We start from the raw sequence: 12,083 nt of genomic DNA, 5'->3' as shown, positions 1-12,083 counted from the left end.
CCCTCCTACAATTTGGTAAGAATTTCCGGACCATCAGCCGTTATAGCAATGGTGTGCTCAAAATGAGCAGACCAGCCTCCATCCACCGTTACTGTTGTCCAGTTATCCGGTAAAATGCGCACATGATAACTCCCCATATTGACCATCGGTTCGATTGCCAGCGTCATTCCCGCTTTTAACCTAGGACCGCGTCCGGGTTCACCAAAGTTGGGAATCTGGGGTGACTCATGCATTTTGCGTCCTATTCCGTGCCCGACAAAATCGCGCACAACCGAGAACCCATTGCTTTCAACAACAGTTTGGATCTGATGGGAGATGTCGGATAGGCGATTGCCAATCACTGCTTGCTCGATGCCTTTGTACAAAGACTCTTCCGTAACCGTAAGCAGTCTCTGCGCTTCGGCATCTATTTCCCCAATCGGATAAGTCCAAGCTGAATCCCCGCAAAAACCATCGACAAAAGCACCGATGTCGACACTGAGAATCCAACCTTCTTCTAACGGGAGATCATTTGGTATCCCATGCACTACAACTTCATTAACAGATGCGCAAATTGTCGCAGGATAGCCGTTGTATCCTTTGAAAGCTGGAACCGCATTTTGGGACAGAATAAACTCTTCCACTATCTGATCGAGCATTTTTGTAGTAATGCCCGGCCGCAGATTTTCCTTCACAAGCTGATGAGCCTGCGCAACCACCTGACCTGCTCTGCGCATTGCCGCCAGTTCGTGCTCTGACTTCAAAACAATCACAGTTGATCACCTGCTTTGTTTTTATCAAACAACGCAGCAACGGCAGCGCTTAGATCTCGAAAAACTGCGTGGATATCCTGTTCTCCATTGATGCTGGTTAACCTGCCTGACTGAGCATAGTAATGCACAACAGGATGTGTTTGTTCCATGTAAACGAGAAGACGATGCTGCGCAACTTCAACATTGTCATCGGGTCGCTGATAAAGTGGGCCACCGCAGCGGTCGCAGACCCCGGATACTTTTTCAGGGCTCTGCTCCAAACTGTAAATCTGACCGCAGCTGCGGCAAACCCGACGCTTCGTGATTCGCAGCACCGCTTCCTGTGCAGAAATCCGAATGTCAAATGCTCGATCGAGCTGTAGAGATTCCTGTTTTAAAGTTTCATCGAGGTGCATTGCTTGCTTAACTGTCCGAGGAAAACCATCTAGAATCCATCCATTACGACAATCATCTGCTAGAATTCTCTGCCGGAGCATTTCCATCATTAAGTTATCTGGTATTAAATTCCCCTTAGAAATATAGGCATTTACAATCTCACCAAGTTTCAAACCAGAATTAATTACTGATCGAATTAGACTACCTGTTGAAATATGGGGAATGCTATATTTCTCGGCTAGTTGTTCACCTTGGGTCCCTTTGCCTGCGCCCGGTAAACCGAGTAATACTAATCGCAATGCCCCTTCCCCCTAACTAATTAAGAAAACCTTCGTAATGTCTCAGAAGCAGATGTGACTCAATTTGTTTCATAGTATCCAGTGCCACACCTACCATAATAATTAAGCCGGTTCCTCCCAAGCTTAAAATCTGCTGTGGAATACGAGTTACTGCCGAAATTACAAACGGCATTACCGCAATTACAGCCAAGAAAATAGCACCTGGCAGGGTAATGCGAGTCAGAACGCGTTCCATATATTCAGCTGTTGGACGTCCCGGACGCAGCCCAGGCACAAATCCACCATTTTTTTTCATATTGTCTGCTACTTCCTGCGGATTGAAGGTCACCGCTGTGTAGAAATAGGTAAAAAAGACAATCATAACAACATATAGCAGATTATACCCAATGGTGCCGTAACCTATCCAGCGGTTGATTACGTTAACCGCCGGTATAAACTGTGCCAGCGTCAGTGGAAAAGTAAGAATTGATGACGCAAAAATAACTGGAATGACACCTGCTTGGTTTACTCTGAGCGGAATATGAGTTGATTGTCCTCCGTACATCTTGCGGCCAACTACCCGCTTAGCATACTGCACCGGAATCCGGCGCTGTCCTTCCTGTACAAGTACAATTGCTGCAATTAAGGCAACGGATACTGCCAAGTAGACAATTACACCGATGATACTGATTGCATCTGCCTGCAGGGCAAGATAAACATTGCGGACATTAGAGGGAATCTCAGCTACAATACCGATAAAGATCAGCATTGAAATTCCATTGCCGATTCCCTTTTCCGAAATCATTTCGCCTAACCACATCAAGAAGCTGGTTCCGGCAACCAAACTGAGGATAATCAACAGCAGGTTGAAGAAACTCGGATTCTCGATGACGCCCCAGTTCTTAGCCATAATCGTAGTGGCAAAGCCCTGGATGAACGCCAGCACTACTGTTCCATAGCGAGTTAATCTGGCAGAAGCTTTTTGGTCCTCTTTAACCATCTGTTCCAGCTGTGGAATTACCAGAGCCAGCAGCTGGATGATAATCGATGAGGTAATGTAAGGACCTACTCCCATAGAAAAGAGAGTAAATCTTCCCAGCGCTCCGCCGGAAAATAGATCTAAGAGCCCAAAAATGTTACCGCTGTCCAAGCCCAGCTGTTCTGCTAATCCTACTGCGTCAACGCCGGGCACTGGAACATAAGCACCAATTCGAGCTACTGCCAAAAGCACAGCAGTATAAAGAATCTTTCGCCTTAAATCAGGAATTCGCCATGCATTTCTCAAAGCTTCCAGCAATTAGATCACCTCTACCTTACCGCCAGCCTCTTCTATCTTGGCAGCAGCCGATTTTGAAAACTTATGTGCTTTAACTGTCAAAGCATGTTTTAACTCTCCGTTGCCAAGGATCTTTATTCCATCATTTAATTTCTTTACAATACCGGTTTCCTTCAATAGCTCAGGAGTTACGACTGTATCCGGAGCAAAACGGTTAAGATCCTCAAGATTGACCTCCGCATATACCTTCGCAAAGATATTTGTGAAGCCGCGCTTCGGTAAGCGTCTCTGCAGCGGTGTTTGACCACCTTCGAAATGAGGACCCTTGCCTCCTCCTGAGCGTGCTCTTTGACCTTTATGACCTTTTCCGGCAGTTTTGCCTAAGCCAGAGCCGATTCCTCTTCCAACACGCTTCGGACTGTGTTTGCTGCCGGGTGCTGGTTTTAATTCATGGATCCGCACACCTACACCTCCTTGCCCTAATTGACTTCCTCAACTTCGACTAAATGTTTTACTTTGAAAACCATTCCGCGAATGCAGGGATTGTCTTCTTTGATTACTGTTTGATTAAGTTTCCGCAATCCTAGGGCAGCAATTGTATCTTTTTGATCCTTTGCATAACCGATTGCACTTTTCTTCCATGTAATCTTTAACTTAGCCATCACAACCGCCTCCTAACCTAAGATTTCAGATGGATCAAGTCCCCGGAGACGGGCAACTTCCTCAACGGTCTTCAGAGATTGCAACCCTTTCATTGTTGCGCGAACTACGTTGATCGGGTTCGGCGAACCAAGTGATTTAGTCAAGATATCTCTGACACCTGCTAATTCGAGTACGGCGCGAACCGGTCCACCGGCAATTACTCCCGTACCTTCTGAAGCCGGCTTCAGCATGACTTGGGCTCCACTGAATCTCTCTGTTACCCCGTGAGGTATTGTTGTACCCACGATTGGCACTTCGATTAAATTCTTCTTGGCATCATCTACCGCCTTGCGAATAGCATCCGCTACTTCTTTCGCTTTCCCAAGACCGGCACCGACTTTACCGTTGCCATCTCCTACTACAACCAATGCGCTAAACGAGATTGAACGACCACCTTTTACGGTCTTCGCTACTCTATTGATGGATACTAATCGTTCCTCGAGTTCTAATCCTGTAGGATCAATTCGATTTGCCAAACTAATTTCCCCCCTATCCGACTAAAATTCTAATCCGCCTTCGCGTGCGCCTTCTGCAAGCGCAGCAACTCTACCGTGATAGAGGTTGCCCCCGCGATCATATACAACTTGAGTAATACCTTTTTCTTTTGCTCTTTTAGCGATGAGCAGTCCGACTTCTTTAGCAGCTTCCTTATTCTTTGTGCTTGACAGCTTGTTTCTCAGTTCCGGTTCAATGCTTGAGGCTGCTGCAAGAGTTTTGCCTGCGGTATCATCAATAATTTGAGCGTACATATGATTTAAACTGCGATAAACACTTAAACGCGGCTTCTCGGGCGTACCGTAAACTTTATTGCGCACCCGCATGTGACGGCGTTTGCGTGCTTCCTGCTTACTCAACTTAGCCACAAAAACTCACCACCTCTAAAACTAATTAAGCTCTACCAGCTTTACCGGCTTTGCGAATAATCCGTTCGCCTTCATAACGAATTCCTTTGCCGAGGTACGGCTCAGGCGGACGAACTTTGCGAATGTTTGCCGCGAGCTGGCCAACTTTTTCCTTATCGATTCCTTTAACTTGGATCTTAGTTGGTGCCGGAACTTCTATTTCTAGACCATCCTCAGGTATAAACTCCACCGGATGGGAATAACCGACTGTCAAGACAAGTTTTTTACCCTGCATAGCTGCTCTGTAACCAACACCCACGATTTCTAGATTCCGTTGGTATCCTTTGGTAACACCCTCAACCATATTGGCGATCAATGTACGGGTAAGACCATGAAGGGAACGGTGTTCTTTTTTATCTGAAGGTCTGGTAACAGTGATAGCTCCGTCTGCAACTTCGATGTTAATTTCAGGATGGAATTCCCTGACAAGCTGTCCCTTAGGACCTTTGACTGTAAGTGTTGTGCCAGATAAGGATACTTCAACACCTGCAGGAATCTCCACGGGTAATTTTCCGATGCGTGACATCTTTTTCCCCCCTTACCATACGTAGCAGATAACTTCTCCGCCAATATTACCTTTACGGGCTGATTTATCTGTCATAATTCCGTGAGAAGTAGAAAGAATTGCTATTCCTAAACCGCCGAGTACACGCGGGATTTCATCTTTCTTGGCGTAAACGCGCAGTCCAGGTTTGCTGATGCGCTTAATGCCAGTGATAACTCTTTCATCATTGGGGCCGTACTTCAAATAAATCCGCAGGATCCCCTGTTTATTGTCTTCAATAACTTTATAGTCCCGAATATAACCCTCTTCTTTCAGAATCCTGGCAACCTCGCTTTTCATTTTGGAAGCAGGTATATCTACGGATTCATGTTTCACTGAATTCGCGTTTCTGATTCGAGTGAGCATATCCGCGATTGGATCAGTTAAAACCATACGGGAACCTCCTTTCAACCTCAGGTGAACACTGATTACCAACTAGCTTTTTTAACACCGGGAATTTCGCCTTCATGGGCTAATTGCCGGAAGCAGACACGGCACAGTTGAAAGCGCCGCATATAACTCCTGGGACGTCCGCAGCGTCGGCAGCGGTTTACCTGGCGAGTAGAGAACTTCGGACGTCTCTGGGCTCTAATGATCATGGACTTTTTAGCCACGATATCTCTCCTTTCATGCTCTGAACGGGACACCCATCAGCTTTAACAGCTCATACGCTTCCTCATCAGTTTCAGCGGTAGTTCCAATAGTTACTTGTAAACCGCGGATTTTATCAACTTTGTCATACTCAATCTCTGGGAAAATCAGCTGTTCTCTAAGCCCTAAGCTGTAGTTTCCGCGTCCGTCAAAAGATTGGGGTGATACGCCCCGAAAATCGCGAATACGCGGTAGTGCTACATTGATTAGTCTGTCTAAGAATTCATACATCCGATCGCCGCGCAGTGTAACTTTACAGCCGATTGCCATACCGTCACGAATCTTAAATGCAGCAATCGATTTTTTAGCTCTGGTAATGATCGCTTTTTGTCCGGTGATTGTTTCCAGATCCCGAACTGCAGCTTCTAAAGCTTTTGGTTCAGCAACAGCTTCTCCTACACCAATATTAACAACGACTTTATCGATTTTAGGAACCTGCATCACATTAGCGTAATTAAACCGCTCTTTGAGGGCAGGCACCACTTCACTGCGATAATATTCTTTCAGTCGTGCCATCAACTACTCCCCCTTTCCGAATAACCTCAACCTAATCTATTGCCTTGCCGCAGTGCCGGCACTTGCGAGTCAAATTATTCTGCTCATCACGTTCTCTGATTGGACGTGTAGCCTTACGGCAGCTTTGGCATACCAATTGTACATTTGATGCATCAATTGGACCAGGACGCTCAACAATTCCACCCTGAGGATTAGATTGAGTAGGACGAGTATGTTTCTTCTGCAAATTGATACCTTCAACTATCACTTTACCGGTTTTAGGATAAACTTGTAGAATCCGGCCTCGTTTACCGCGATCTGCGCCGGTAAGCACTTCTACTTGATCACCGCTTTTAACATGGACTTTTGCCATCGCTCATCCTCCTTTCTAAACTACAGTACCTCAGGGGCTAGAGATACGATCTTCATAAAGTTCTTTTCCCGTAACTCTCTAGCTACCGGACCAAAGATCCGGGTGCCTCTTGGATTAGTTTGATCACTTAAAATTACTGCTGCATTTTCATCAAAACGAATATGCGAACCATCACGACGCCGAATTTCCTTTTTGGTACGAACAATAACTGCCTGAACGATATCGCCCTTCTTAACCATACCGCCCGGGCTGGCTTGTTTAACGGTGGCAGTGATTACATCACCTACACTGGCGTAACGCCGGCCAGTACCACCGAGAACACTAATGCACAGTATTTCTTTAGCACCTGTATTGTCTGCAACCTTTAATCGCGATTCTTTTTGGATCATGATAGCCCCTCCTTCCCTGCAAAAGTTCTAGGGTTATTAGCGAGCCTTTTCGACGATTTCCACGACTCGCCAGCGTTTATCTTTACTTAAAGGGCGAGTTTCCATAATCCGTACTCGGTCGCCTACTTGACATTGATTATTTTCATCATGAGCTTTAAATTTTTGAGTTCTTCTTACGGTGCGGCCGTACAAAGGATGTCTGACGTCCCTTCTGACAGCCACGACAACAGTTTTATCCATTTTATCACTGACGACTAAACCCACACGAGTTCTGCGCCTGTTTCTCACAGTTTCTGCCATGCGTGCTCCTCCATTCCTTATCTCTAAGGCTAAGCTCGCTTAATCTGGCGAACTCTCTCTGTCATCACTGTCTTAACGCGTGCGATATCCTTCCTGACAGCTCTCACGCGCATTGGATTCTCTAACTGACCGGTGGCCAGCTGGAACCGAAGGTTAAAGAGTTCTTCCTTTAATTCAGCAAGCTTTTTATCTAATTCCTCAGCCGATAATTCTCTTAATTCCTTAGCCTTCACGTGCATCACCACCCGCCACAGTTCTGCTCACAAACTTAGTTTTAATTGGCAGTTTATGAGCGGCTAATCTCATAGCTTCACGAGCAACTTCCTCACTCACGCCTGCAAGCTCGAACATGATTCTGCCGGGTTTAACTACTGCTACCCACTGCTCCGGTGAACCTTTACCGGAACCCATCCGAGTTTCTGCAGGTTTTCTGGTAACAGGTTTATCAGGGAAAATTCTAATCCAGACTTTTCCACCACGTCTGATTGAACGAGTCATTGCTACACGAGCTGCTTCTATTTGTGCATTGGTTATCCAGCCAGGCTCCAATGCCTGTAAACCAAATTCGCCGAAATCAATCTTTGCTCCGCGACTGGCTTTACCGGTCATCCTACCCCGATGGACACGGCGATGCTTTACACGTCTTGGTATTAGCATCCTATTCGCTCCCTTCAGCCTGTTTGTTACCTTTTCTCTCAGGCAATACTTCTCCTTTATAGATCCATACCTTGACTCCGATCTGCCCGAAAGTAGTTGCTGCTTCTGCGAATCCGTAATCGATATCTGCTCTGAGAGTGTGGAGAGGCACGTTGCCTTCCGGGTTCCACTCTGTTCTCGCAATTTCTGCTCCGCCTAAGCGTCCGGAAACCGCTACTTTGATACCTTTAGCGCCTAATCTCAGTGCGCGCTGCTGTGCTTGACGCATAGCTCTGCGGAAAGAAATCCGCTTTTCTAATTGGAAAGCGATATTTTCAGCCACTAACTGGGCGTCTGTTTCGGGAGTCTTTACTTCAACAATGTTAATTTGATACTGCTTGCCGCCTAATTTCTCTAAATCCTTGCGCAGTTTATCTACTTCTGCGCCGCCTTTACCGATAACCATACCCGGGCGGCCGGTATGGATGGTTACTTTACAGCGATTGGCTGCTCTTTCGATCTCAACCTTGGAAATACCGGCAGTATAAAAGCGCTCTTTAATCAGCTTGCGGATTTCCAGGTCTTCGTGCAGCAAATCGGCATAATTGCGCTTGTTTGCATACCATCTGCTGTTCCAGTCCTTGATGACTCCTAGCCTAAACCCAATCGGGTGTACTTTTTGACCCACGCATCTACTCCTCCTTTTCCTTCAATACTACGGTGATATGGCTGGTGCGTTTCAGAATCCGATCTGCCATACCCCGCGCCCGCGGCCGGAACCGTTTTAAGGTTGGGCCTTGATCTACGTAACATTCAGCTACATATAGTAAATCCGGATCCATATCGTAGTTATTCTCAGCGTTAGCAATCGCGCTCAGCAGCAGTTTTTCCACTACAGAGGATGCAGCTCTCGGTGTCAGCTGGAGAATAGCTAAAGCTTCACCGACATCTTTGTTGCGAATTAAATCAACAACCTGCCGCACTTTCCGAGGTGACATGCGGATATAGCGCACGCTTGCTTTTGCACTTGGCATAGTTTCCATTGTCTATCCCCCCATCTATCCTATCTGCCCGATGACCTTTCGCTTCCTGCGTGTCCGCGAAATGTCCGGGTGGGAGCAAACTCTCCTAATTTGTGACCCACCATTTCCTCGGTAATATATATTGGCACATGTCTTCTGCCATCATGAACTGCAATAGTATGACCTACCATTTCAGGAAAAATTGTGGAACGACGAGACCAGGTTCTGATTACTTTCTTCTCGCCTGCTTCATTCATCTTGCGCACCTTCGCGAGCAAGTGCTCATCAGCAAAGGGTCCTTTTTTTAACGATCTACCCATCATTACACCCCCTCATGGAGAACAACGTTATTTCCGACGTCTGACGATCATCCGATCGCTTGCTTTCTTCTTGCGAGTCTTGGTTCCCAGTGTTGGTTTACCCCAAGGTGTGACCGGACTTGGTCTGCCGATTGGTGATTTACCCTCACCACCACCATGTGGGTGATCTACCGGGTTCATTACTACACCGCGAACATGCGGACGTCTATTTAAATAACGACTTCTACCAGCTTTACCAATCACGATGTTTTCATGCTCAACATTGCCAACCTGACCGATAGTAGCGCGGCAGTTCTGATGCACCATTCTAAACTCACCAGATGGCAGTCGCAGTGTAACATAGCTGCCTTCTTTCGCCATAATCTGAGCGGATGCTCCGGCTGAGCGCACCATCTGTCCGCCTTTGCCCGGCTGCAGCTCAACATTGTGAACAACAGTACCTGCGGGAATGTTAGCCAGCGGGAGTGCATTTCCGACCTTGATGTCTGCATCAGGACCGGACTCTACCATTTGGCCAACCTGAAGTCCAACCGGTGCTAAGATGTAGCGTTTTTCGCCATCGAGATAGTGGAGCAGAGCAATGCGAGCCGAACGGTTCGGATCGTATTCGATTGATGCTACCTTGGCCGGTACTCCATCTTTGTTCCGCTTAAAGTCGATAATGCGGTACTTCCGTTTGTGTCCACCGCCTCTGTGTCTCATGGTGATGCGGCCTTTGTTGTTGCGCCCACCAGAATTATTCAGCGGTGCGGTTAAAGACTTTTCAGGTTTAGTCTTAGTAATCTCTTCAAATGTTGAGACTGTCATCCCACGGCGGCCTGGAGTGGTCGGCTTATATTTTTTTACTGCCATGATTCCGTCCCTCCTTATAGTCCTTCAAAAACTTCAATGCTGTGGCCGTCGGCTAAAGTTACGACAGCTTTCTTGTAATCAGAAGTTCTACCTACACTTGTACCTTGTCGCCGTAATTTACCCCGAACACGCACAGTATTAACCTTAGTGACTTTCACGTCGAAGATTTCTTCAACTGCTTGCTTAATCTGAGTTTTATTGGCTTTTAAATGCACAATAAAAGTGTACTTGTTTTGCGAAAGTAGGTCGGTGCTTTTCTCAGTAATTACTGGCCGGATAATGACATCGCGAGCGTCCATTATGCAAGCACCTCCTCAAGTTTTGTTAAAGCATCTTTAGTAAAGATCACACAACCATGATTGAGTACATCATAAACGTTTAAACCGCTGCTTTTAAGTAACAGAGCTTTAGGAATATTGCGGGTTGCAAGTTCAATATTTGTATCCCAATCACCAATCACGATCAAGGGTTTTTTACCAGCATTAAGTGCATTTAAGACATTCACCATCAGCTTGGTTTTGGGCTGATCGAGAGTCAATTGATCTAATACGATTACTTCTCCGTCTCTGACCTTAGCTGACAGAGCTGATTTTAACGCCTGTCTGCGGGCTTTTTTCGGTATCCGGTAGGAAAAATCGCGCGGTGCAGGACCGAAGGTCACACCACCACCTACCCATAAAGGCGAACGGATACTTCCAACGCGTGCCCGCCCTGTTCCTTTCTGACGCCAGGGTTTGCGGCCGCCTCCTCTAACAAACGAACGAGTTTTTGTGGCTGCGGTTCCCTGTCTGCGGTTGGCTAGTTGATTTAAAACTACTTGATGCATGAGCGCATCATTAATCTTGGCTCCAAAAATAGCTTCATTCAGTTCGATGTCGCCAATTTGCTTGCCTTCCATATTGTATAGGGCCACTTTCGGCATAATTGCAGCCTCCTCTCTTGCAATACTTTACACTACTGTTTTACTGTACTCCGAACTGTGACTAAGCTGCCCTTAACACCGGGTACAGCCCCACGCACCAACAATAAGTTTCTTTCGGAATCAACTTTAACGATTTCCAAGTTTTGAACAGTGCGCTTAACACCGCCCATTCTACCTGCCATCTTTCTGCCTTTAAACACTCTTGCCGGATCGACAGAGTTTAACGAACCAATACCGCGGTGGTACTTTGAACCGTGGGACATCGGTCCTCTGGCGAATCCATGGCGCTTAATCGGACCTTGGTATCCTTTACCTTTGGTAATGCCGGTAATGTCGACTTTTTCGCCTTCTGTGAATATATCTACTTTAACTTCATCCCCAACGTTGAGAGATGAAAGCTCATCTGCTTGGTCCAAACGGAATTCCTTCAGATACCGCCTCGGTTTAACGCCGGCTTTATCGAAATGTCCTTTAAGCGGTTTATTGAATAAGCGTTCCCGTTTTTCGCCGAATCCGAGCTGCACGGCCTCATAACCATCTTTTTCAGCAGTTTTCTTCTGTACTACTGTACAGGGCCCAGCTTCGATAACGGTTACAGGAATCAGCGTACCTTGTTCATCAAAAATTTGAGTCATACCTAATTTCTTACCTAAAATTCCTTTGGCCATTGTTACACCCCCTAAAATATGCCTCTGCTAGGCTTAATTTTGCAGTTTGATCTCAATATCGACTCCAGCAGGTAAATCTAAGCGCATCAACGCATCCACCGTTTTGGGGTTTGGTTCCAAAATGTCAATTAAACGCTTGTGAGTACGCATTTCAAATTGTTCCCGTGAATCCTTATGAATATGGACCGAACGCAAAACGGTAAATACATTTCTCTCTGTTGGTAAGGGGATTGGCCCGGAAACAACTGCCCCAGTCCGTCTTGCTGTATCAACGATTTTTTGAGCAGAATTATCAAGGATTTTATGATCAAATGCTTTTAAACGAATTCTTACTTTTTGCTTTGCCATCAACAATTTCCTCCCTTTCGTCCGATTCGCGGACTTGCTCTGTAGAAATTCCCCAAACTTCGGGAGCAGGCCCTGGTTTGGCAACCTTCTACATCATCGCTAGTATTAACAGTGAAAGAGTGACCCGGCGACCGGGTCACCTCTAAAGTCTTACTTCAAAATCTTGGTAACAACTCCAGCGCCTACGGTGCGGCCGCCTTCGCGGATAGCAAAGCGCAGACCTTCCTCCATCGCAATCGGAGTGATCAGTTCGCAGCTGAGTCTAGTGTTGTCACCAG

25 protein-coding genes are annotated in these 12,083 nt (G+C 46.4%); all 25 read right to left on the bottom strand.

Annotated elements, in window-relative coordinates; genetic code table 11:
- Window positions 1–5 precede the first annotated feature (5 nt).
- Entirely contained in the window at window positions 6–752 is a 747-nt protein-coding gene (gene map, locus GX019_10535; GenBank protein ID HHT37598.1) for a type I methionyl aminopeptidase, read from the bottom strand.
- The gene (locus tag GX019_10530) at window positions 749–1,426 is read right to left on the bottom strand and encodes an adenylate kinase (GenBank protein HHT37597.1); all 678 of its coding nucleotides are present in this window, start codon (window positions 1,424–1,426) and stop codon (window positions 749–751) included. Before GX019_10530 ends, map begins: the two co-directional genes overlap by 4 nt.
- A 16-nt stretch (window positions 1,427–1,442) precedes the next feature.
- A complete protein-coding gene (secY, locus tag GX019_10525) occupies window positions 1,443–2,702 on the bottom strand; it encodes a preprotein translocase subunit SecY (protein HHT37596.1) in 1,260 nt (419 codons plus the stop codon).
- Entirely contained in the window at window positions 2,703–3,143 is a 441-nt protein-coding gene (gene rplO, locus GX019_10520) for a 50S ribosomal protein L15 (GenBank protein ID HHT37595.1), read from the bottom strand.
- A 17-nt stretch (window positions 3,144–3,160) separates the two neighbouring features.
- Window positions 3,161–3,343, bottom strand: a complete 183-nt coding sequence (gene rpmD / locus GX019_10515; protein ID HHT37594.1) for a 50S ribosomal protein L30 — start codon at window positions 3,341–3,343, stop codon at window positions 3,161–3,163.
- A gap of 12 nt (window positions 3,344–3,355) precedes the next feature.
- Window positions 3,356–3,859 carry a 30S ribosomal protein S5 gene (rpsE, locus tag GX019_10510; GenBank protein HHT37593.1) on the bottom strand — a complete coding sequence of 168 codons (504 nt, stop codon included), beginning with the start codon at window positions 3,857–3,859 and terminating at the stop codon, window positions 3,356–3,358.
- Window positions 3,860–3,880: 21 nt separating this feature from the next.
- Window positions 3,881–4,246 carry a 50S ribosomal protein L18 gene (locus GX019_10505; protein HHT37592.1) on the bottom strand — a complete coding sequence of 122 codons (366 nt, stop codon included), beginning with the start codon at window positions 4,244–4,246 and terminating at the stop codon, window positions 3,881–3,883.
- A 25-nt stretch (window positions 4,247–4,271) separates the two neighbouring features.
- Window positions 4,272–4,811, bottom strand: a complete 540-nt coding sequence (gene rplF, locus GX019_10500) for a 50S ribosomal protein L6 (GenBank protein ID HHT37591.1) — start codon at window positions 4,809–4,811, stop codon at window positions 4,272–4,274.
- A gap of 12 nt (window positions 4,812–4,823) precedes the next feature.
- On the bottom strand, window positions 4,824–5,222 hold the full coding sequence (rpsH, locus tag GX019_10495) for a 30S ribosomal protein S8 (protein HHT37590.1): 399 nt from the start codon (window positions 5,220–5,222) through the stop codon (window positions 4,824–4,826).
- A gap of 35 nt (window positions 5,223–5,257) precedes the next feature.
- Complete coding sequence (locus tag GX019_10490; protein ID HHT37589.1) at window positions 5,258–5,443, bottom strand: type Z 30S ribosomal protein S14; 186 nt, start codon at window positions 5,441–5,443, stop codon at window positions 5,258–5,260.
- Window positions 5,444–5,456: 13 nt separating this feature from the next.
- Window positions 5,457–5,996 (bottom strand): 50S ribosomal protein L5, encoded by a 540-nt coding sequence (gene rplE, locus GX019_10485; protein HHT37588.1) that lies wholly within the window; start codon window positions 5,994–5,996, stop codon window positions 5,457–5,459.
- A 31-nt stretch (window positions 5,997–6,027) separates the two neighbouring features.
- Window positions 6,028–6,348, bottom strand: a complete 321-nt coding sequence (locus tag GX019_10480; GenBank protein HHT37587.1) for a 50S ribosomal protein L24 — start codon at window positions 6,346–6,348, stop codon at window positions 6,028–6,030.
- Window positions 6,349–6,368: 20 nt separating this feature from the next.
- Window positions 6,369–6,737, bottom strand: a complete 369-nt coding sequence (rplN, locus tag GX019_10475; protein ID HHT37586.1) for a 50S ribosomal protein L14 — start codon at window positions 6,735–6,737, stop codon at window positions 6,369–6,371.
- A 36-nt stretch (window positions 6,738–6,773) separates the two neighbouring features.
- A complete protein-coding gene (rpsQ, locus tag GX019_10470; protein ID HHT37585.1) occupies window positions 6,774–7,037 on the bottom strand; it encodes a 30S ribosomal protein S17 in 264 nt (87 codons plus the stop codon).
- A 29-nt stretch (window positions 7,038–7,066) separates the two neighbouring features.
- Complete coding sequence (gene rpmC / locus GX019_10465) at window positions 7,067–7,270, bottom strand: 50S ribosomal protein L29 (protein ID HHT37584.1); 204 nt, start codon at window positions 7,268–7,270, stop codon at window positions 7,067–7,069.
- The gene (gene rplP, locus GX019_10460) at window positions 7,260–7,694 is read right to left on the bottom strand and encodes a 50S ribosomal protein L16 (protein ID HHT37583.1); all 435 of its coding nucleotides are present in this window, start codon (window positions 7,692–7,694) and stop codon (window positions 7,260–7,262) included. The genes rpmC and rplP overlap by 11 nt, the downstream gene beginning before the upstream one ends.
- Before the next feature lies 1 nt (window position 7,695).
- Window positions 7,696–8,361, bottom strand: a complete 666-nt coding sequence (gene rpsC / locus GX019_10455) for a 30S ribosomal protein S3 (GenBank protein HHT37582.1) — start codon at window positions 8,359–8,361, stop codon at window positions 7,696–7,698.
- A 4-nt stretch (window positions 8,362–8,365) separates the two neighbouring features.
- Window positions 8,366–8,707 carry a 50S ribosomal protein L22 gene (gene rplV / locus GX019_10450; GenBank protein HHT37581.1) on the bottom strand — a complete coding sequence of 114 codons (342 nt, stop codon included), beginning with the start codon at window positions 8,705–8,707 and terminating at the stop codon, window positions 8,366–8,368.
- A 29-nt stretch (window positions 8,708–8,736) separates the two neighbouring features.
- On the bottom strand, window positions 8,737–9,015 hold the full coding sequence (gene rpsS, locus GX019_10445) for a 30S ribosomal protein S19 (protein HHT37580.1): 279 nt from the start codon (window positions 9,013–9,015) through the stop codon (window positions 8,737–8,739).
- Between the two features lie 27 nt (window positions 9,016–9,042).
- Complete coding sequence (gene rplB / locus GX019_10440; GenBank protein ID HHT37579.1) at window positions 9,043–9,867, bottom strand: 50S ribosomal protein L2; 825 nt, start codon at window positions 9,865–9,867, stop codon at window positions 9,043–9,045.
- Window positions 9,868–9,881: 14 nt separating this feature from the next.
- Entirely contained in the window at window positions 9,882–10,166 is a 285-nt protein-coding gene (gene rplW / locus GX019_10435) for a 50S ribosomal protein L23 (protein HHT37578.1), read from the bottom strand.
- Window positions 10,166–10,789 (bottom strand): 50S ribosomal protein L4, encoded by a 624-nt coding sequence (gene rplD / locus GX019_10430; protein HHT37577.1) that lies wholly within the window; start codon window positions 10,787–10,789, stop codon window positions 10,166–10,168. The genes rplW and rplD overlap by 1 nt, the downstream gene beginning before the upstream one ends.
- Window positions 10,790–10,821: 32 nt before the next feature.
- Window positions 10,822–11,457 (bottom strand): 50S ribosomal protein L3, encoded by a 636-nt coding sequence (gene rplC / locus GX019_10425; protein HHT37576.1) that lies wholly within the window; start codon window positions 11,455–11,457, stop codon window positions 10,822–10,824.
- Window positions 11,458–11,490: 33 nt separating this feature from the next.
- Window positions 11,491–11,805 carry a 30S ribosomal protein S10 gene (gene rpsJ / locus GX019_10420; GenBank protein HHT37575.1) on the bottom strand — a complete coding sequence of 105 codons (315 nt, stop codon included), beginning with the start codon at window positions 11,803–11,805 and terminating at the stop codon, window positions 11,491–11,493.
- 150 nt (window positions 11,806–11,955) lie between these two features.
- On the bottom strand, window positions 11,956–12,083 hold a 128-nt coding region (gene tuf / locus GX019_10415), incomplete at its 5' end, for an elongation factor Tu (protein HHT37574.1).

The organism is Bacillota bacterium (genome assembly GCA_012837335.1).
Classification (GTDB): Bacteria; Bacillota; Limnochordia; order Darwinibacteriales; family DTU012; genus DTU012.
This window is presented reverse-complemented; position numbering and strand designations above follow the sequence as displayed.